This is a genomic window from Anaerobacillus sp. 1_MG-2023, from assembly GCF_030547345.1.
GTDB lineage: Bacteria > Bacillota > Bacilli > Bacillales > Guptibacillaceae > Guptibacillus > Guptibacillus hwajinpoensis_B.
In genome coordinates this window covers 1-20,304 of record NZ_JAUORD010000019.1, presented here as the reverse complement: position 1 = coordinate 20,304, position 20,304 = coordinate 1, and the positions used below count along the sequence as shown (strand labels likewise).

At 39.0% G+C, this 20,304-nt stretch carries 19 protein-coding genes; 8 read left to right on the top strand and 11 right to left on the bottom strand.

Annotated elements, in window-relative coordinates; translation table 11 throughout:
- The first annotated feature begins 137 nt into the window (after positions 1-137).
- Positions 138-3,302, top strand: coding sequence for an efflux RND transporter permease subunit (locus tag Q4550_RS21555; RefSeq protein WP_303535926.1), 3,165 nt, complete (start codon positions 138-140; stop codon positions 3,300-3,302).
- Between the two features lie 163 nt (positions 3,303-3,465).
- The gene (locus tag Q4550_RS21550) at positions 3,466-4,299 is read left to right on the top strand and encodes an STAS domain-containing protein (RefSeq protein WP_303535924.1); all 834 of its coding nucleotides are present in this window, start codon (positions 3,466-3,468) and stop codon (positions 4,297-4,299) included.
- Here the strand turns inward: Q4550_RS21550 and Q4550_RS21545 are convergent.
- Positions 4,294-4,629: a hypothetical protein gene (locus Q4550_RS21545; RefSeq protein WP_303535922.1), complete on the bottom strand. Its 336-nt coding sequence runs from the start codon at positions 4,627-4,629 to the stop codon at positions 4,294-4,296. The genes Q4550_RS21550 and Q4550_RS21545 overlap by 6 nt on opposite strands.
- 301 nt (positions 4,630-4,930) lie before the next feature.
- On the bottom strand, positions 4,931-5,599 hold the full coding sequence (locus tag Q4550_RS21540) for a haloacid dehalogenase type II (protein ID WP_303535921.1): 669 nt from the start codon (positions 5,597-5,599) through the stop codon (positions 4,931-4,933).
- Positions 5,600-5,766: 167 nt separating this feature from the next.
- On the opposite strand from Q4550_RS21540, the gene lepB reads away from it, so the two are divergent.
- Complete coding sequence (gene lepB, locus Q4550_RS21535; protein WP_303535920.1) at positions 5,767-6,321, top strand: signal peptidase I; 555 nt, start codon at positions 5,767-5,769, stop codon at positions 6,319-6,321.
- 307 nt (positions 6,322-6,628) lie between these two features.
- Positions 6,629-7,420: a CAP domain-containing protein gene (locus Q4550_RS21530; RefSeq protein ID WP_303535919.1), complete on the top strand. Its 792-nt coding sequence runs from the start codon at positions 6,629-6,631 to the stop codon at positions 7,418-7,420.
- A gap of 33 nt (positions 7,421-7,453) precedes the next feature.
- Here Q4550_RS21530 and Q4550_RS21525 read toward each other — a convergent pair whose 3' ends face one another.
- From Q4550_RS21525 to Q4550_RS21510, 4 genes are all read right to left on the bottom strand, one after another.
- Positions 7,454-8,137, bottom strand: a complete 684-nt coding sequence (locus Q4550_RS21525; protein ID WP_303535917.1) for a DNA alkylation repair protein — start codon at positions 8,135-8,137, stop codon at positions 7,454-7,456.
- A gap of 304 nt (positions 8,138-8,441) precedes the next feature.
- The gene (locus Q4550_RS24610; protein WP_303535914.1) at positions 8,442-9,287 is read right to left on the bottom strand and encodes an STAS domain-containing protein; all 846 of its coding nucleotides are present in this window, start codon (positions 9,285-9,287) and stop codon (positions 8,442-8,444) included.
- 210 nt (positions 9,288-9,497) lie between these two features.
- Positions 9,498-10,526: an SEC-C metal-binding domain-containing protein gene (locus tag Q4550_RS21515; protein ID WP_303535911.1), complete on the bottom strand. Its 1,029-nt coding sequence runs from the start codon at positions 10,524-10,526 to the stop codon at positions 9,498-9,500.
- Between the two features lie 130 nt (positions 10,527-10,656).
- Positions 10,657-12,306 (bottom strand): PAS domain-containing sensor histidine kinase, encoded by a 1,650-nt coding sequence (locus Q4550_RS21510; RefSeq protein ID WP_303535909.1) that lies wholly within the window; start codon positions 12,304-12,306, stop codon positions 10,657-10,659.
- 259 nt (positions 12,307-12,565) lie between these two features.
- Between Q4550_RS21510 and Q4550_RS21505 the strand changes: the two genes are divergently transcribed.
- Both Q4550_RS21505 and Q4550_RS21500 read left to right on the top strand, forming a co-directional pair.
- Entirely contained in the window at positions 12,566-13,600 is a 1,035-nt protein-coding gene (locus Q4550_RS21505; protein ID WP_303535907.1) for an LCP family protein, read from the top strand.
- A gap of 144 nt (positions 13,601-13,744) precedes the next feature.
- A complete protein-coding gene (locus Q4550_RS21500; protein WP_194221059.1) occupies positions 13,745-14,596 on the top strand; it encodes a YihY/virulence factor BrkB family protein in 852 nt (283 codons plus the stop codon).
- Here Q4550_RS21500 and Q4550_RS21495 read toward each other — a convergent pair.
- From Q4550_RS21495 to Q4550_RS21475, 5 genes are all read right to left on the bottom strand, one after another.
- Complete coding sequence (locus Q4550_RS21495; protein ID WP_303535903.1) at positions 14,593-15,393, bottom strand: sensor histidine kinase; 801 nt, start codon at positions 15,391-15,393, stop codon at positions 14,593-14,595. The two genes, Q4550_RS21500 and Q4550_RS21495, sit on opposite strands and share 4 nt — an antisense overlap.
- Positions 15,394-15,559: 166 nt before the next feature.
- On the bottom strand, positions 15,560-15,766 hold the full coding sequence (locus Q4550_RS21490; RefSeq protein ID WP_194221061.1) for a heavy-metal-associated domain-containing protein: 207 nt from the start codon (positions 15,764-15,766) through the stop codon (positions 15,560-15,562).
- Between the two features lie 60 nt (positions 15,767-15,826).
- Positions 15,827-15,946: a DUF6254 family protein gene (locus Q4550_RS21485; protein ID WP_226612411.1), complete on the bottom strand. Its 120-nt coding sequence runs from the start codon at positions 15,944-15,946 to the stop codon at positions 15,827-15,829.
- Positions 15,947-16,004: 58 nt separating this feature from the next.
- The gene (locus Q4550_RS21480) at positions 16,005-16,844 is read right to left on the bottom strand and encodes a polysaccharide deacetylase family protein (protein ID WP_303535897.1); all 840 of its coding nucleotides are present in this window, start codon (positions 16,842-16,844) and stop codon (positions 16,005-16,007) included.
- Between the two features lie 107 nt (positions 16,845-16,951).
- Positions 16,952-18,226 carry an NCS2 family permease gene (locus tag Q4550_RS21475; RefSeq protein WP_303535896.1) on the bottom strand — a complete coding sequence of 425 codons (1,275 nt, stop codon included), beginning with the start codon at positions 18,224-18,226 and terminating at the stop codon, positions 16,952-16,954.
- A 185-nt stretch (positions 18,227-18,411) separates the two neighbouring features.
- Between Q4550_RS21475 and Q4550_RS21470 the strand changes: the two genes are divergently transcribed.
- Together Q4550_RS21470 and Q4550_RS21465 are read left to right on the top strand one after the other, a co-directional pair.
- Positions 18,412-19,692 (top strand): purine/pyrimidine permease, encoded by a 1,281-nt coding sequence (locus tag Q4550_RS21470; RefSeq protein ID WP_303535893.1) that lies wholly within the window; start codon positions 18,412-18,414, stop codon positions 19,690-19,692.
- Between the two features lie 82 nt (positions 19,693-19,774).
- Positions 19,775-20,209, top strand: a complete 435-nt coding sequence (locus Q4550_RS21465; RefSeq protein ID WP_194221064.1) for a universal stress protein — start codon at positions 19,775-19,777, stop codon at positions 20,207-20,209.
- Positions 20,210-20,304 lie beyond the last annotated feature (95 nt).

Here is a 20,304-nt window from a genome sequence, read left to right as displayed (position 1 = left end):
TCCTAACCTCATTTTTTACGTATATTTTACAGGGATTTGTAAACAAAATAACTTGAATTATAATGGTTAATTAAGTATAGTTATTGTGTAATGACCGGTCAGTCATAGTAGAACTAGAAAAAAGGAGTGGAAGCTGCTTGAGAAAGCTGATTCAATTTTCATTAAATAATAAGTTTGCAGTTTGGTTATTAACGATTATCATAACCGCTGCCGGATTATACTCAGGGTTTAATATGAAGATGGAGACCATTCCAAATATTAATACCCCGCTCGTTTCCGTGACGACAGTGTATCCTGGTGCAACACCAGAAGAAGTGTCTGATAAAGTATCAGAACCAATTGAAAACAAAGTGGAAAGTCTTCCAGGAGTGAAGGTCGTTAGTTCATCTTCATTTGAAAATGCTTCGAATGTACAAATTGAATATAATTTCAGTAAAAACATGGATGAAGCTGAAGATGAAGTAAGGGAAACCATTCAGTCACTTTCATTACCTGAAGAAACGCAAGACCCAGACGTGTCACGACTAAGTTTTAATGCTTTTCCAGTCATGTCTCTAAGCGTTTCAGAGAAAGATCGTTCACTTACAGAATTAACCCAGCGTGTAGAAGATGAAGTACTTCCAGCTGTTGAAGGAGTAGAAGGTGTTTCTTCTGTATCGATTGCTGGGCAGGAAGTCGAAGAAGTATCCTTCTCATTTAAAGATGAGAAAATGGAAGAGTACGGTTTAGACGAAGAGACTGTTAAGAATCTCATTAAAGGTTCTGCTGTTAACATTCCTCTTGGACTATATAACTTTGACGATAATCAAAAAGCAGTTGTTGTAGACGGTAATGTATCGTCATTAGAAGATTTAAAAGAACTTGAAATTCCAGTCATTCCATCACAGCAGGGTCAGGGAGCTCAAGCAGGCTCAGCTACTCAAGCACCTTCATCAACTGATGGTGCACAAGCCCCGTCCGCTTCTGCTGAAGGAGCTAGCGAAGCTCAAGCACAACCGAAAGTTCCAACCGTTCAGCTTCAGGACATTGCAGACATTGAATTAGTTGGTGAAGCGGAATCCATTTCACGTACGAATGGTCAAGAATCGATTGGTATCCAAGTTACAAAGAGCGCAGATGCTAACACTGTTGATGTTGTAAATGGTGTAAAAGATAAAATTGCATCACTTGAAGATTCGAATAGCGACATTAGTATTGTGACGATATTCGACCAAGGAGAACCTATCGAAGAATCTGTTAGTACAATGTTGAATAAAGCCATTATTGGAGCGATTTTCGCAGTACTAATTATCCTATTGTTCTTACGTAACATTCGCTCAACTTTAATCTCAGTTATTTCAATACCGCTGAGTTTATTAATCGCATTGTTAGTTTTAAATCAATTAGATATTACACTGAACATTATGACGCTTGGTGCGATGACGGTTGCGATTGGTCGTGTTGTCGATGATTCCATTGTTGTCATAGAGAATATATATCGACGTATGGCCATTGAAGGCGAGGAGCTACGAGGGAAAGAACTCATTACAGAAGCTACGAAGGAAATGTTCCTTCCAATTATGTCTTCTACCATTGTAACGATTGCCGTATTCCTTCCACTTGGCCTAGTGCAGGGACCAGTAGGTGAACTATTCTTACCATTTGCACTAACGATTGTTTTCGCACTACTTGCATCATTGCTTGTTGCGATTACCATTGTGCCATCGATGGCTCACTCTCTCTTTAAAAAAGGGCTTGTGAAAAAATCTGGAAAACCTTCGCATAAAGAAGAAGGAACTAGTCGTCTTGCGAATGGTTATAAGAAGATGCTGAATTGGGTACTCAATCATAAGCTGATTACCTTTGGAGCAAGTGTACTTGTATTAGTAGGAAGTCTTTTCCTTGCACCGATCGTTGGCGTAAGCTTTTTACCTTCCGATCAAGAGAAAATGATTGTAGCGACCTATAATCCAGAGCCAGGTGAAACGACTGAAAATATCAATGATCTCGCTCTTAAAGCGGAAGATTATTTCCTTGATAAGGAAGATGTTGATACAATTCAGTTCTCAGTTGGTGGAGAAAACCCAATGAATCCAGGTGCAAGTAACCAGGTTCTCTTCTTCGTAAGTTATGATGAAGAAGCAGAAGGATTTGAGGAAGAACGCAAAAACGTGCTCGAAGATTTGAAACAAATGAGTGAAAAAGGTGAATGGGGCTATCAGGACATCTCAGCTTCTGGAGGAAGTAACCAGATCACTTTAGTTGTGAATGGAGAAACAATGGATGACCTTGGTCCAGTTGTTGAAGATGTAACGGCCATTCTAGAGAAAGAAAAGGATCTTACAAATATTAGTTCTAGTATTTCTGAATCCTACGATCAGTTTACGATTGTAGCAAATCAAGAAAAACTAAGTGAGCTAGGGCTATCAGCTGGTCAAATAGGAATGGAGCTTCGAAACACAGGGGAAGCACCAGTTCTTACAACCATTCAAAAAGATGGAGAAGAAATAAATGTCGTTCTTGAAGTGAATGAGAAGACATATAAAGATCAAGAAGATTTAGAAGGTACAACAATTACGTCACCACTTGGAGTGGACGTACCCCTAAGTGAAATTTCGACGATTGAAGAAGGGGAGTCTTCTAACACAATCACTCGTCGCGATGGCAAAGTGTATGCTAACGTGACAGCGGAAGTACTTGATGACAATGTTGGACAAGTTTCTGCAGATGTGCAAGAAGCGATTGATAACATGGACTTACCGGACTCATCAGAAGTAAGTCTTGGTGGGGTAACTCAGGATATCAATGAGTCCTTTACTCAGCTTGGTTTAGCAATGCTTGCTGCTATTGCGATTGTGTATCTTGTGCTTGTTATTACCTTCGGAGGTGGTCTTGCACCACTTGCGATCTTGTTCTCACTTCCGTTTACCGTGATCGGTGGACTTGTCGGACTGTTGATTGCTGGAGAAACAATTAGTATTTCTTCACTGATTGGAATGCTCATGTTAATCGGTATTGTTGTGACAAATGCGATTGTACTGATTGACCGAGTGATTCATAAGGAAAAAGAAGGATATACAACAAGGGAAGCGCTACTTGAAGCTGGTGGTACGCGACTTCGACCAATTCTAATGACTGCACTTGCGACAATTGGCGCATTAGCACCACTTGCATTCGGTTTAGAAGGCGGAGCGCTCATCTCCAAAGGACTTGGTGTAACTGTTATCGGTGGTTTAACAAGTTCAACTCTTCTTACGCTAATTATTGTGCCTGTTGTGTACGAATTCTTCATGAAGTTTAGAAGGAAACCCAAAAGCAAATAGAGAATAAAAAACGGAGGCCAGTGAGGCCTCCGTTTTTTGTGCTTTGATTAAGTGAATAAACATACAAAAAGCACGGTTTTTCTAAATGATTTGCCAGATGTGTACAAAATGGTATTTTCGGGAAACAATGAACTATTAATGATGAAATAGGAGAGACATAACAATGGAAAAAGTGGAAGTAATGTATGTCGAATATTTTCATGAGCGTCTAGAAGAGATTGGAGACAAATGGACAAAACGACTTCAACTGTTGGTTGATGAGAGAGAAGCAACCGATACGGCGGTTCTTAAAGTTCCAGAATTAAAAAAGGAAGTGCAATCATTTTGTTCTGATTTTGTTAAACAAATGATATTTCTTGAATCGAATAACAGAGATGTTCAAGAATGGGCTGAAAGAATGGTGCGAATATTTTCGAATCATACCTTCTCACTTCAGCAGTCAGTGGCAAGTCTAACCTATCTCAGGCAAATTCTTTGGGATGTAATGGTAGAGTTTAGTTCACAAGAAGATCAGTTAATTGAAGCAAGTCGATTAGCGGAGTGGGGCAGTTACATGAACAAATCGTTTGATTTGCTTCTTCATAAGGTAACTGTCTATACAAATCAATTAAATGAAGAACAGATTGCAGCTCAGCAAACGAAAATTACCGAATTAAGCGTGCCAATCATTCCAATATCAAAAGAAATTGGCGTTCTACCTCTTATTGGAACGATTGACACATACCGTGCTTCACTTATTCAAAGAAAAGGAATTGAGCGTAGCTCGGAGCTCCAGCTATCATACCTTGTGATTGATTTATCAGGCGTGCCAATTATGGATACGATGGTAGCAAATGAAATCTTCCAGCTTATCAAAATGCTTGAACTCTCAGGGATTGAATCGATTCTAACGGGCATTAGGCCAGAAATTGCGCAAACCGCTGTGCAGCTTGGAATTGATTTTAATAATGTGAATACTTATGCTCACCTGCATCAAGCTTTGAGAGCTATTCTATAGCATGCAGGTAAGGTGTTCATTAAGCAATTGATAATTGCCATGCCTCAACAGAAAGAGAGCTATGATGTATTTGCTATTACGTTTAAGGATGCTAACGCTATAAAAGAATTGCTTTGAAAGCTCACGATAGGGTAATTTTCTTGACTTAAAAATGCTCCTAACAAGATCTTCGGTTGAAGCGAGTTTAAAGGCTATTTCTTTACACAAGTCTCGAGTTGCATGCTCTGCCGGCGTACTAGCTGGCAGCTTTTTTAGTGTAATACGAAATAAACGTAGCTGTTCCTGATAGCGAATGATTTCTTTCTGAATCGAATGATTTACCTGTATCATAGTTCGAGTACCTGGCTTCTTTCTCTCAAATTTTAGTAAATGAACGCTTTGATGTGTAGATTATACGGCTAAGCGTAGTGCTGGTCAATGGGCCTATTTTGGTAAATGGGTGATTTGGCTGTGGGTCTAAAGTATCGTTCGTGTAAAAGAACGATCTTATCGTTTCTGATTTAAGCATGGGGAAAAAACGTCAATACGAAAACCCGAACTTTCGTTCAGGTTTTCATAAGTATAATTAATACTCTTAGTTTGACGCAAGCGGGCGAAACGGAGAGATATCCATTTGAATATGAGTAAAGAATTAAGACCAGCTCGTTATACCACTTAACTCATGGTAGATACTATCTGGGTGAAGGTTTAGCTTTTCAACAGGGTTTTCATTACGATTGATCCAGGCTGTATGAAAACCGTAGTTCTTGGCGCCAGATATATCCCATCCATTTGAGGACATGAAAAGAACTTCTTCTCGCTTAAGCTCAAGGAAATCAAGTGCATGAGTGTAAGCAGCAGGTGATGGTTTGAATTGTTTAATGTCATCTGCGCTTATAATGTAATCCAGGTGTTCAGATAAAGGAGACTGTTTTACAAGCGGATCGAGCATATCGTGTGAACCATTTGAAAAAATAGCAAGCGTCATACCTTGTGCTTTTAATTCTTTAAGTACCTTTGGAACCTCTTCATACACATCTAGTTGCTGATAAGCTTCGAGAAGAATTTCTTCATTCTCATGACTTAACTCTGTTTTTGCTTCTTCTACAGCGTAACGAAGTGCATCCCGAGTAACCTCAGAAAAAGGTCGGTAGTTTCCCATCATTTGTCTGAGATAGCTATATTCAAGTTGTTTTTTTCTCCAACTTTGACTGATTTGATCTCCTTTACTAGGAAACAATTCCTCACACTTTTTAGATACTGAAAAAACATCAAATAACGTACCATATGCATCAAATACGAAAGCCTTTATATTTTTCATAAGAATCCTCCTTTATAGATGTAACTTGATTAAGTGTTCCACAAAAAGAAGGGAAGATAAAATTTTTTGCTCAAAATAGGCTGAAAGACAGTGGTATTAATATGGAACTTTATAGGAAAATTATGCTAGACTTAATATAGAATCTTGATTGAACGCTGGAGGGTGAAATGAAAACAGAAATAGAAGCAAATTGGCTAAAAGATTGGGGCGCACCTCTCCTTTTTGCTATTATCCTGGCATTTGTGATTAAAATGTTTATCATCGCTCCATACATTGTAGAAGGAGCTTCAATGGATCCAACGCTACATGATGGAGATCGTCTGCTCGTTAATAAATTCATCTCCTATGTGCAGGAAGAGCCAGCAAGAGGAGACATTATTATTATTAAGGATGAGGATGCAGAGAAGCATTATGTGAAACGAGTGATTGGATTACCTGGAGACATTATCGAAATGAATCAGGATAACCTTTATGTAAACGACAAACAGCTTAAAGAACCTTACTTAGACGGAAATCGTGCTGATGCAGAAACAATGGGTATGAGATTAACAGAAGATTTTGGTCCTGTTGAAGTACCCGAAGGACAGCTTTTTGTGATGGGGGATAATCGTTTAAGAAGTATGGATAGCCGAAATGGTCTTGGGAAAATTGAGCTGGAAGAAGTTGTTGGAAAAGCAGAAGTGGTGTGGTTTCCTTTTAAAGAAGTGAGATCAACAAATTGAAGTAAACTAGAGGAGCGTAATCGCTCTTCTTTTTTTGTTACGTTTTTGAAACAGTTGAAATGAAACGTTAACAGTAAATAACCTCCTAAAATGTGGGTCTATTACCAAATTTACATTTTCAAATATTTCAAGAGGTTCTTCTCAAAACCGTTGGTATAAAAGGGTTTTGATGAAAAGTTAACCTGATTTATACGAATAATTACCTGGTATGAATTACTAGCGTAGGAAGTTATTATGGTCTTTTAGACTAGCAATCTTATGATATTCTCAGTGTGTAAGAAATTTCACCAATCAGGGAGGAATCACATTGAAAAAGTCAATTATTCTAGGTGTCACAGCGGCAGCAGCCCTGCTGGCAGCAAATCCATCTAATAGTTCTGCTAATACAGGTGATCAACACGCTGTCAAAGCAGAAGTTAATGCACAAACATTCCAGGTTAACAATATAAATGAGTTGCAGTCTATTCTGGATCGTTTTGAAAATCAATACAATATTTCTATTAAAGATTCTATTAATCTAGATCAGCTTTTCCAACAGCAAGGTAAGACTGAACAGCCAGCACAAGAGGAGCAGACTGAGAAAGCTGAAGCTCCTTCTGAAGAACCTGCTAAACAAGCCGAAGCTCAAGAAGCTACACCTTCTGAAGCACAGCCAGAAGAAGCACCTGCACCAGAAACAGAGCAGGCAGAACCAGCTAAGGAAACTAATGAAGACACAGGATTATCAGAATTTGAACAGCAGGTTGTTAATCTTACAAATGCAGAGCGTGAAAAAGCTGGATTGCCAGCACTTGAAGTAGATACTGAACTAAGTAAAGTAGCACAAGCAAAGTCTGAAGATATGAGAGATAATAACTACTTTGCTCATAATAGCCCAACGTACGGCTCACCTTTCGATATGATGAACCAGTTTGGCGTAGATTATCAATCAGCTGGAGAAAACATTGCTAAAGGACAACAAACACCAGAAGAAGTCGTGAATGCTTGGATGAACAGCGAAGGACACCGCAAGAACATTATGAATGGTAGCTTCACACATATTGGTGTTGGTTATGTAGAAGAAGGTAATATTTGGACACAACAATTTATTGGTAAGTAATAATGGAATGATAACCCATCTCTAGCAGATGGGTTATTTTTTTACTTTATGAATGTACTTACTCGCTTCACGTTTACTAAGAGGAGGTAAGGTTTGATGTTCTATAAAGGTTTTCACGGTTTCTGGATCTGTTTTGGAATATTCTCTGAGCGACCAGCCGATGGCTTTTTGGATGAAAAATTCATTTGAATCTTTGTGTAGTAGGATGTATCTTTTGAGTCGACCAAAATCTGTGGAATCTTTATAAGAAAGTTGAAAAAGAATCGCACTACGGTTTAGCCATAAGTTTGGGCTGTTCACCCATTTGTTTGTAATCGGTGCAATTTGATCAGGATATTGTTGAAAATAAATACCTGCACTATGAACAGCAAGTCCATCTACAGTATCCCACCAGGATTTTGTGATAATAAGTTGTTCAATAAGAACGATATAGTCTTTGGGAAAACGTTTGACTCGGTCAAGAAGATCAAGGGCGGCATTCTGATATTCTCGTTCTGGTAATGCCCAAAGCTTTTCAAGTAGTTCTTTAAGGGTATCAAGATCTGGATTTCCATGCCTTTTAAGCGCATTAATAACAGCTTTCCTTCGTTCTGGTGTCTTAATGCCGAGAAAGGGAAATTGATTTCGCATATACTTTTGCATTTTTTTAGCTTGCTCTGGATTTTGGAGCGGTTCAAGCTCTTGTTGAAGAATGGTTACGGTTAAAATACTTCTCACCTCCTTCCTACATTTTACATGAGCTTTAGTTTTTATTGGTAGAATGATGACCGATTTCAATAATACTTTTTGCTACAAAAAGAAGAAGGCGCGTCATTCGACGCGCCTTCTTCTTTACTAAAATAAGGAGGTTTCCCGGGGGAGGGAAGGGATGCATTATTTACTATACGTTGGAACCAGAGAAGCTTTCCGGGTTGGGAGAAAGCTTTTCTGGAATGACTAAAGTATAGCAGGCTTTCATAAAGAAATGAGGATTATGGGATGTTTTTGATAAGAATGACAGATTTGTGAACAGCCTTTTGAACTATTCAGAGGGGCTTGAAAGAACGGCTAGTTCAGTAAGGGCGTTATGAAGACTAGATTTGATGGTTAGTTTGTGTAAATCAATTCCTAACTGGACCGCTGAAATCGAAATCGAAGGGCTTATCCCTGTCAGTGTCACTTGAACGCCCATAAGACTTAGCGCTTCTGTTATGTCAAACAAGTGCTTTGCGACCATCGTGTCCATTGTCACAACTCCTGACAAGTCAATGATCATATGGTCGAGTTGAAGTTTACGAGATTGGTCAAGCGTTTTCTCCATGATTAGCGTTGCGCGGTACGTATCGATATTACCAACGAGTGGAAGAATAGCAAGGTTTTGAATAATAGGAATGATAGGTGTAGAAAGTTCTTCGAGAGTCGAGTTATATTTTGTTTCAAGCTGTTGATTACTAGTGATATAAGAACTCCCATAGCTATACACAAACTGGTCAAGTAGTGGGTCAATTCTACTTGGTAGTTGAATAACATCCCGTGGTTTCATATTTAATTTTTCAACGACAGGTTCAATTGCCTCCCATATCGCCTCTCGAATGAGAGGTACAGTTACAATAAGAGAAATGATCATCTCATTTTCGTCTTGAACAAGTTCTCCAGATTCTTCTCCAAATTCTTCTATTGCTGCAAATGCGTTCAAATTGTCTTTTTGAAGACTTTTACCAATCAATTTTATAAGATAGGTCGTGTTCTTTATGGAAAGTTTCGGTTCATTATTAAAATCTGCGTCATCAAGGTCCTGGCGCTGTCGTTCGTATGTACTTTGTGCAATCTCTAAGGCTTGCTCAAGTATATAAGTTCCTACTTGTTGAGTAGATGTTTGATCGGTCACTTCAGTTCCCCCTTTTTCTTATTAGCCAAGTTCGTTTCTATTGTTGATTCTCGGTTTTTGCTCGAAGTAATAGGTTATTATAGAACGTAAAGGAGCTGTAAACTACAATGTTCCTTTACGTAACTATCTTATTATATCTTACATTTCATTCGAAATTAATGAAAAAGCTGGTTTTAGGATAAAACCAGCTTGAATGTAAGATCATTAATTTTAGCTCATAGCAGGGATAAAGCGTTCGTGGAAAGCTTTATATTTACTAGAAATACTAGAAGCAGATGTTCCATATTTTTTCGCAAGAGCACTCTGGCTGATTGAAGTGTCATAAACTTTGGCAGCAAGATATTCAAGAGATGCTGCAAAGATAGAAGCTTTTCTAACAATAGGCTTTTCATCATCAGCATATTTCTTCCAAAAACGAAGAATTTCTTGAATTTGTTCCTGAGAGTACTCTTCACTAACCTGCTCCATAAAGAGTGAAGCTACTTCTGCATCTTCTTTTCTAGACCAAATCATTTCAATCGATTCGTTTGATTCTTCTGAACCGTTGCCGTGTTTCACAATTTGACTAAGTACTTCTGGGAAATCACGTTGCATCATAGAACGAACATTGTAGTTTGATTCTTCTGATGAAAGTTTCTTTTCCACCATTTCCATAGCATCTGGTGCGATTTTAAGAAGTTCAATAAATGGCATGGCACCATTTTTGACAGGAAGAAGAATGCCTGCTAAACTTTCTCCGCTAGTAAGGATTACTTCTTCATGTAGAAGGACACTGATCGGTTGGTTTGACCCCAGTTCTTTTACGACCGCTGTGTGGCCTGATGCTTCTTCCACTGTATAAATAGACATGTAAGCATCGCGCCAGTCGTTCACGGTTTCTTTAACTTTCTCAGTAGAGAAGGTGTGCGCATAAAGTTGAAGATATTCTCTAACAATCGTTTTGTTCCACTGGTTAAGAGATTGATGGAAGATTGCCCATGGGAAAATACCGTGCATATAAGCTTCCTCAAGATTTTTGGGGATTTCAAAACGGTTAAATAAATCATTTGCTAGAGAGACCATTTTTTGATCATGTTCACTCATCGCATACTCTACAAGCTGTGCTTGAATTGTATATAGTTCTTGTGTATAAAGCTGTTCTTCTAATTGATCCTGTGCACTTTCAGATGTCATACAGCATTTTTTATATTTTTTGCCGCTGCCACAAGGACAGGGATCATTTCTTTTTGTTTTTTGCAATGTTGCTTCCTCCTTCAGGTCAAGCTTATTCGAGAATAAGAGACGAATGATATTTTAGCATAGAAATGGCTAAAAGCACAAAAAATGGACAAAATCCGAGCGGAAATGACTATTTTTGTATTCATTCCTATCATGTCTCACGTTCAATCGGAAAGCAAACGGTCACAGTGGTTCCAATTCCGACAGTACTATCAAAATCGATTTCCCCTTGATGGTTCTCAATAATTTTAAAACTAGATAGCAAACCTAGACCAGTGCCTTCTTCTTTTGTTGTGTAGAAAGGTTCTCCAAGTGTTTTTAGTTTGTGCTCAGGGATACCAACACCTTCGTCGACAATGATCACGTTAATGTTAGTGTCTTTTACTACAGTCTTTAATCGTAAAACGCCGCCATCAGGCATTGCTTCCATCGCATTTTTGATTAAATTAATAAAAACTTGCTTCAGCTGATTCTCTTCTCCGTATAGAGATTCATGACGCTCCGTGAAGTCTGTTATAAAAGTAATGTTGTACAGAGATGCCTGAGTACTTAAAAGCTGTACGACATATGAGAGCAATGTGTTTACATTAAAAAATGTAAAATGCTCAGCCTGAGGCTTGGCAAGGACAAGCAAATCTTTAATGATCGAATCCATCCGATCAATCTCAGATAGCATAATGGAAAGGAACGGCGTCTTATCAGCGAAATCATTATCACTACTTAGAAGCTGAATGAATCCTTTGACTGATGTTAAAGGATTCCGTATTTCATGAGCTACGCTAGCGGCAAGTTGGCCAACAGCGGATAGCTTTTCTGTTTTTAGCAGAGCATCTTCTGTCTTCTTTTTGTCTGTTATATCCATAAACGCAGCCATGATCCCATTGATCTGACCATTTTCATCTTGGATAGGCGCTGTAAACAAAGCTGTATAGACGATGGATCCATCCTTGCGCATCCGTTTGACTTCTTTGTTTACGATATGTCCATATTCAATAATTTCAGGAATAGTAATATCCTTTTCCTCTACAGGAACAATGGGACTTTTCTTGCCGATCACTTCTTCGCTTTTCCATCCAAATATTTTTTCGGCAGCTGGATTCCACAATCGAATATTTGACTCCATGTCGAGGGCAAGAGTGGCGATAGGAGAAGCGCTAATGATAGCTTGTATGAGTTGTTTCGCTTCCCATAGTTCTTTCACAGCTTTTTTTCGTTCTGTAATGTCTCGAGTTTGGATGATCGTGGTGGATTTGTGATTGAACATAATAGGAATCAGCGTTGATTCTACATCTATGACTTCGTTATTTGAACGTAACAACTGGTATTCAATTGTTTCAGAAGACGGTTCCTCTTGAGCTTGTATTTTATTTAGTAGGCTTTTGAATCTCTCAGTATCTTCCAAGTTAGCGATAAGTGATTGACGATTAACATAGAGATCTTGAATCGATTCAACACCTACCATTTGCAGTCCAGTACGGTTGGTATAGGTGATTTCATCATTTTCCATAAGACAAATGGCATACGGAGAAGATTCAACAAGGCGCCGATATCGTTCTTCACTCTCAAGAAGCTGATTTTCCATTACTTCATTTTTATAGAGAAGGTGTTTCAATAGAAAATAAAGAAACAAACAAGTTAGTAAAATAAAAAACCAGCCTTTATATAGACCAATTTGCTTATTCGCTAAGAAATCGGAAGAGAAGTGATACAGAATTGTATCAGAAAGCAATATCCAAACTGAGCCGAATAGAAAATAGCTTCCTATAATGATCCAGGGGATTGATTCGGTTTTTATGTGCACTGGAGTTTGTCCTTTCTCTATAGCATCTTATTGTATTCTACATATATCTCGAGATTTTTACAAAGTACTCCCAACTAATTGGAAAAATATTTAGGTAGAAAGTCGTAATAAAGAGTGATACATTTATAGTTAGGATTATTTCAGAATAAACCTTTTACAATGGAATCGGTCAGCGAAAGACCGACGATCATTCGGTTTGGGATACGAATGATCTATGCATGTAGTAAAAGAAGATTTATATTGAAGGAGATAAATTTCTATGAATGATGAACAGATGGAACCTCGAAGTCGATATAAGCCTAAGAAAAAACGACGTGGATTAAGAATAACGCTATTCATTCTATTATTTATTATAGTCGGTTTTGGTGGGTATGCAGGATACCTTTATTATAAAGTTTCCAGCGTATCAGACCAATCAGTAATGCAGCCAGAACGTGGAAACCAGTCAGATCTTAGAAATGGTGCAGTTGATATGGGGAAAGATCATTTTTCTGTGTTATTACTCGGTGTTGATGATGAAGAGGATACATCGAATGGGCGCAGTGATTCGATGATGGTAGCCACATTTAATCAAGATGATAAATCAATGAAGCTTCTTAGTATCCCACGTGATTCTTATGTTAACATTCCCGGAAGAGGAATGGACAAGATTACTCACGCTCATGCTTATGGTGGAATTGACTTGACGATTGATACAGTGGAAGGTTTGTTAGGAATTCCAATTGATGAAGTTGTGAGAGTTAATTTTGATGCCTTTAAAACAGTGATTGATGAAATGGGCGGAATCAAAGTTAATATCGATTCACAGCTTATCGCAGATCAACTATACAAGGAATCAAAAGGGAAAATTGACTTAGAAGTAGGAGAGCAGACGCTAAATGGGAAAGAGGCCCTTGCTTTTGCAAGAACCCGTAAGGCTGATTCAGATTTGAAGCGTGGTCAGCGCCAAATGGAAGTTATTACTGCGGCCATTGATAAAGTCAGTTCACTATCTTCTATTCCGAAATATGGGGACTTAGTAGATCGAATAGGTGAGAACTTAACGATGAGCTTTACATTTAACGAAGCTCTAGGACTTTATCCATTTATTACGAAAATCGATTCAATTGAAAAACTACAGTTAACAGGTACTGATTTTCAACCTGCTGGGACTTATTATTTCAAACTGGACGATCAGTCGCTAGCGACTGCAAAAACGGAGCTTAAAACTCATTTGAACCTGGAAGATCAAATTGACGATCCAAATGGGAATATGAATGCTATAGAAGAAGAGCAAAGTTCAACAACGCCTTAAATGGAATGGATGAACTTAAATTGAGAGTAAAAAGTAAGGCCTAAAGGGAGCAGACATCGCGTCTGCTCCCTTTTCGTGTTGATGATTACAGTGAGTCATAATAGGGAATAGAAGGGAAGAACTATAGAAAGGGGACTAGTAAAGATGTCAGGGATTGCATTCGTTAAAAAATTAGGTAAAGAAATAGGAGAAGATCGTGTAACAAGCCTTGCAGCAGAATTAGCATACTACTTTATGCTCTCCATTTTTCCTTTACTTATTTTAATTCTTTCAATTCTTCCATACTTATCGATTGATAAACAGGAAGCAGTGGATTTTCTCACAAAATATGCTCCCGGAGAGACCGGAAGTATACTTCAGGATAACGTTCTATCAATCATAAGTGAGCCGCAGGGAGGGCTCTTAACGATTGGTTTACTCGGTACTCTCTGGTCTGCATCGAACGGTATGATGGCTCTGATGCGGGCCCTTAACCTTGCATATGACGTTGAAGAAACGAGATCTTTTATTAAAGCTAGACTGCTTTCGATTTGCCTAACAGTTGGACTTATACTTGTCTTTATTGTCACACTTGTTCTACCAGTTTTCGGCGACGTCATTATAGATGCTGTTACTTCGACGCTTAACCTTCCGAGCTCGACTGAGTTTCTTTTCCGTATTTTACGATGGGTTATAGCTGTAGGGATTATGGCGTGTATTCTGGCAGCTCTTTATCGATTTGCTCCTAATAAGCATTTTCCATTTAAAGAAGTTATTATTGGAGCAGTCGTTGCGACGATTGGCTGGCAAGTGATTTCTCTTGCTTTTGCTTTTTACGTAAGTAATTTCGGTAACTATTCAGCAACTTACGGTAGTCTTGGTGGTGTCATTATCTTAATGCTTTGGTTCTATTTAACGGGCATCATTCTTCTCGTAGGCGGTGAGGTAAACGCGCTTCTCCATAAGAACAGAAGGAGAGCAACGACTTCAGCAGAAAGCGAACAAATTGGATTTTAATGAGTCAGTGGTAATTGAATAGTGAAAGTTGTTCCAAACGATGGGGCACTGCTCACCTTAATCGTTCCCTTATGGTTTTGAATAATTTGTTTACAGAGGAATAGGCCAAGTCCTGTTCCTTTTTCTTTTGTCGTATAAAAAGGTTGGAAGACCTTTTGTTGGGTGGACGTATCCATGCCAGCTCCGTTATCACTAATTTTGATCGTAACGGAGTGAAGACGCTTTGCAATTGATAATGAAATCTTTCCGTTTTCTTTATTGCTACTACGAATCGATTCAATACTATTCTTAATCATATTTAAGAACACTTGCTTAAATTGTCCTGAATCGATCGTCACTTCGAGTGGTTCGGAGAAGTGATTTAGATTCGTAGTAATATCACATCTGTTCAGAGTTGCCTGGCTATGGAAAAGAAGAATAATATTTTTTAGGAATGGCACAACATCAATACGCTCTTTGATATGTTCTATAGGACGTGCAGCTTGAAGAAATTCTTCAATCAATGTATTGGTTCGATGGATTTCTGATAATAGTAAATCAGCTATATCGTTTTTTTGTAATTTATCCAAATCGGGTTTAATGAGCTGGAGGAAACCTTTCATGATGGTAAGAGGGTTTTTGATTTCATGTGCTACACCTGCGACAAGATAATGAACAGTACTTAGTGTTTTATTTTCATAAGCTAAAGCTTCAAGTTTCTCGATTAACTCGTTGTATTCCTCTAATGAGCAAGGTGATGGATAATGTTCTGGCATTAGAGGGAGTTTTTTTTCGACATTCAGGTTAGTGTGATCCACTCACGCCACCCCTTTCCTTAACTTTTCATTAGCGCATAGTTATACCTTACCACCATGAAAATGCGAAGATTGAAAGTTCATAGGAAAGAATTCGATTTTTTTTGTTGATATGTGTTGAATATCGTCACTAAAAAAGAGCCTGCAAGTTGCACAGACTCTAACGGAGCTACGAAGGCTGATAGCCAGCGTCTTCAATTGTTTGCATGATTGCCGATGGATCAACGGCATCTTCATCATATACAATGGTCACTGTTTCTTCATTCAGATCGGCGAGAGCTCGATCGATACCGTTTAAAGAGAGAAGGGCAGATTCAATGCGTTGAATGCAGTCTTCACCTTTCATGCCGGATACGGATACCGTCATTTCATTCATATCACAAACTCCTTTCTTACTCTACAAACCTTTACCCATATTAGAAGGAGTTTAATCGACCTAAGGTTTATTCGGTGTTTCGTTAGCGAGCTGTTCAAGCGACTTAATCTTGCCATGTGGGTTTTGCGCTTCTTTTCTTTTTCGAAATTGTCTTTCACGCTGGCCTTTTGATTGGCTCATGTGTTGTCACCCCTTATTAGTTGTTCATTTATAAGGTGACCATTCAGAATAATTGTAGTCACTGCAAATTCTGGTTGTGAAGTTGAACAAAGGTAAAACCTTTCTCATGGAGAATAGGAACGGCTTGTTTCACGCCTTCAGACGTTCCACTTTTTGGTTGATTTATATGTAACAAAGCGATATCACCAGGTTTGGCCGTTATAAGAGCGTTCTTCACTTGTCCGCTTGTAAAAGTCGCACCAGCATCTCCAAGAATGGTATAGTTTACAATTTGTATACCAAGATCCTTAGCGATTTGTACTGCCACTTCATCGTAATATGCCGTTCCTGACCGAAACAAAGTTGATTTTGATCCTGTAAGATTTTCTATTTTCTCCTGGTTTTCTTTGACTTCGGCAATCACTTCTTTGACTGATGCCGTTCCTGAAATACCCCAGGCGGATTTTCCGTTTACAGATAGAGGTTGATGATGGGTGCCGTGATTTTCAATCTGAAATAGCGGATTAGTAGCGAGCTGCTGAAATAGTTTAGTGTTCTTTTCAATCCACCTGCTATTAATGAAAAGGGTTGAAGGGATCTGCTCTTTTTGTAAAAATCTGATAAGTTCACGATCGACGTTACTTCCATGAGGGCCACCACATGCATCGAATGTAAGAGCGATTTCTTTTTCTGTTGTTTCAAAGTGTGTTTGGACTCCTGTGGTGCGTTCCCCCCATTCATTTGGCTGAACGGTTTCGTATTTTGTAAGGATAAGTTCTGTTGGCACGTCATAATGCATATAGGGAATAGATCTTTTGATGAAAGTGGCTTCAGAAAAGGAGTGTTGGGCTTCTCGTTGCTCGCAAGCAGAGATAAGAAGAAAGGATAGTAAAAGAAAAGCTGTTTTCGTGTTCGTCAATTTTATCACCTTTTCTAAGCTTATCACACAATATTTGGATGTAGTGATGGAGAATAAAAAAACCTCCCAACAAGGGAGGTTTCATTCATACCTTTACAACGTTAATGTTAGATCGTATGCAAAAAGAAGTTAATGAAAAATAAACTCGCGATAATGTACATTGGAACAGGAACTTCTTTTGCTTTGCCTAGAGCAATTTTAAGAAAAGGATAGGCGATAAAACCAAATGCAATACCGTCCACAATACTATACGTGAGTGGAATCATCACAATGATTAAGAACGCTGGAAACCCTTCAGAGAAATCCTGCAATGAGATGTTCTGAATGGATGTGATCATCAGTCCGCCTATAATAATAAGAACTGGAGCGATCGCAGAATCAGGAATCATCTTGAAGACAGGTATGAAAAAGAGAGACGTTAAGAACAATAATCCTGTTGTGATGGACGTTAAACCAGTACGCCCTCCTGCAGAAATACCTGAGGCGCTCTCGACAGTTGAGACGGTAGGACTTGTGCCGAAAAGACCAGACGAGATAGCTGAAATGGCATTTGCTTTGTAGGATTTATCGAATTTCGATTGATCTGGAAGTAAGCCGTGAAGCAAGCCCATATTCTCAAAAACAAGAATCATCGCCATCGAAAAGGTGGCGATCCAGAAAGGGAGCATAAGAATATCATCGAATGACATCGCTCCAAAAACAGATCCGTATGATGAAAAAGAAAAGCTTTCCTGCTTTCCGGTTGAAATTAAGCCTAGTGACCAGGCAAGTGCTGTGCCGAGAAGCATGCTTATTAAGAAATGACCTTTTACATTTCGAATAAACAGGATGGCTGCTAATGCAAGCGTCACAAGAGTTGCAATAACATGAGCAGATCCAAGGTTTCCAAGTTCTACAAAAGTCGTATCGCTAGAAACGACAATGCCACCTTTTTGTAATCCGATAAATGTTAAGAATAAGCCTATTCCAACAGTAATTGCTTCTTTTAATGATCTTGGGATTGACTTTGAAAGGACACCGGATAGTGGTGTGAACGCCGTGATCGCAAAGAGAATCCCTGCAACAAAGACGGAAGCGAGTGCCACCTCCCAACTTAATCCCATTGATTCAACCATTGTATACGTAAAGAACGCATTTACACCCATTCCTGGTACGAGGATAATCGGTGCATTTGCATAGAAACCAATTAACAGGCAGCCGAACACTGACGTCAGGACTGTTGCAATCATTCCTGCTTCGAAAGGAATTCCTGCATCAGCAAGGATTGACGCGTTAACCGCTGCAATATAAACAATCGTAAAAAATGATGTAATGCCTGCAAGAATTTCTTTCTTCAGTGAAGTATCGTGAGCCTGAAAATCAAAATTAATTTTCGTTTTCACTTTATTCCCTTCTTACTTGTGTTTCCCTCTCCCACCCGTGTATTTGATTAAATCAAATCACCAATAAAATAGTATAACAGAGCCTTGATCTTTTTTATAGTGGAAAAATACGTAATGACCTCATTCAGTCACTTTGATAAAATAAGTGGGGTATATAATTTGTTTTAAGGAAAGAAGGCTTTTACATGCGTAATACCTTATCAGCCCTTCAATGGGCCGTTTTTATGATTGCAGGGTCAATCGTTGCTCCCGTTGCTATCGCTAGCTTGTTCAATATGGATCCTGCGATGGCAGCAGGGTTCGTGCAAAGAACGATGTTTGTGCTTGGCGTAGCGGGAATACTTCAAGTAACGTTCGGTCATCGATTACCTATTAACGAAGGTCCTGCCGGGTTATGGTGGGGAGTGTTTGTGCTTTATGCGGGATTAAGCTCTACCCTTTTCGGATCTGATATAGAGACGCTACAAGCACTTGAACTTGCGATGATCGCAAGCGGAGTGATCTTCATTCTTCTTAGTGCGTTTGGATTAGTAGAAAAGTTATCTCGTCTCTTTACACCGGTCGTGACAGGAATTTATCTCTTGCTTCTTGTTGCTCAACTTAGCGGATCGTTTCTAAATGGGATGATGGGCGTTGGTTATTTAAAAGAAGGCATTGATCTTAGAATTGCTGGACTATCGCTTTTACTTGTATTTATCTCCATTTGGTTTTCACGTTCTATGCCTGCCATGATTCAACAATACAGTATTCTCATTATCCTAATTATAGGGTGGATCATTTTTGCGGTGTTTGGACTAGCCAAACCGATCGTTGTTCCTGAGGGAGGAATGATTGAGCTTCCAGAGGTGCTTGCATTTGGTTATCCTACATGGGATTCCGGCATGATTATCACAGCTTTTCTAGTCACGCTGCTTCTTCTCACCAACATGATTGCGAGTATACGCGTAGTCGAAGAGGTGTTGAATAAGTTGGCTAATACGAAGCCAATGGGGCGCTATAGACAAGCAGGTTTTGTTTCTGGCATAAATCAATTACTTGGAGGCGTTTTTTCTGCGGTGGGAAGCGTGCCGATCTCAGGTGCCGCTGGATTTATATTAACAACAGGATTAAAGCAGAGACTTCCTTTTGTACTTGGAAGTGGATTTATTATTATCATTAGTTTGTTTCCAGCCTTAATGGGCTTCTTTGCAGCGCTACCTGAACCGGTTGGGTATGCTGTTATCTTTATTGTATTTGTGAATATGGTTGGAATTGCTTTTAATGAGTTTAAGAAAGATCAGTCAGAGGGAAAACCATTTATAATAGGGATTTCCTTTATGGTTGGGATTGGAACAATGTTTATTCCACCCGAAGCCTTTCAGCAAGCACCTCCAATTGCGGCTTCTATTCTAAACAACGGACTTATTCTCGGTTCCATTACAGCTATTTTGACAGAACAAATTCTCTACAAAAGGCAACGTAAATAACCATCTCTTCGTGATTAATGTCACAGGACTAGTTCTTTTCTTATGTTAAAATGATAGTAGAACAGGGGAGGAGAATGTTGCAATGAAAAAATATAATAAAATTCTTGTAGCTTTTGATGGATCTGACCTGAGTGTTAAAGCATTAAATGAAGCGATTGCCATGGCAAAAGAAAATGACTCTCTTGAAATTGATGTTGTCACTGCATTAAACCCTACAGCGCAAATTAGCTCTGCTGTTGTTTACGCGAGCATCTTAAATGAACTTAGAAAAGAAGCGGTGGATATGCTAAAGGGAATTAGCGAGAAGTTAGACGTTCAGCTACCAAATCATAAAGTGAAGACAATGGTTCTTGAAGGGAACCCTGGAAATGAAATTGTGAAATATGCAGATGAGCATAATCGTGATCTTATTATTATGGGGAGCAGGGGACTGAACGGTTTACGTGAGTGGTTCCTTGGAAGCGTGAGTCATACGGTCCTTCAGCGTTCTCATTGTCCCGTGTTAATCATTAAATAATGCAAAACCCGGCATATCTGGTCCTACCCCTGTCAAGTAGACAGTCTAAAAAAACTACGCTGCCAACGCGTGTCGATATTCAATCGGCGCGCGTT

Coding starts and splice junctions, on each gene's coding strand:
- Q4550_RS21540 (WP_303535921.1), bottom strand. CDS start 5,599: ATGAAAAATATAAAGGCTTTCGTATTTGATGCATATGGTACGTTATTT.
- Q4550_RS21470 (WP_303535893.1), top strand. CDS start 18,412: ATGCGTAATACCTTATCAGCCCTTCAATGGGCCGTTTTTATGATTGCA.
- Q4550_RS21545 (WP_303535922.1), bottom strand. CDS start 4,629: ATGATACAGGTAAATCATTCGATTCAGAAAGAAATCATTCGCTATCAG.
- Q4550_RS21550 (WP_303535924.1), top strand. CDS start 3,466: ATGGAAAAAGTGGAAGTAATGTATGTCGAATATTTTCATGAGCGTCTA.
- Q4550_RS21505 (WP_303535907.1), top strand. CDS start 12,566: ATGAATGATGAACAGATGGAACCTCGAAGTCGATATAAGCCTAAGAAA.
- Q4550_RS21500 (WP_194221059.1), top strand. CDS start 13,745: ATGTCAGGGATTGCATTCGTTAAAAAATTAGGTAAAGAAATAGGAGAA.
- lepB (WP_303535920.1), top strand. CDS start 5,767: ATGAAAACAGAAATAGAAGCAAATTGGCTAAAAGATTGGGGCGCACCT.
- Q4550_RS21490 (WP_194221061.1), bottom strand. CDS start 15,766: ATGAATGAAATGACGGTATCCGTATCCGGCATGAAAGGTGAAGACTGC.
- Q4550_RS21485 (WP_226612411.1), bottom strand. CDS start 15,946: ATGAGCCAATCAAAAGGCCAGCGTGAAAGACAATTTCGAAAAAGAAAA.
- Q4550_RS21465 (WP_194221064.1), top strand. CDS start 19,775: ATGAAAAAATATAATAAAATTCTTGTAGCTTTTGATGGATCTGACCTG.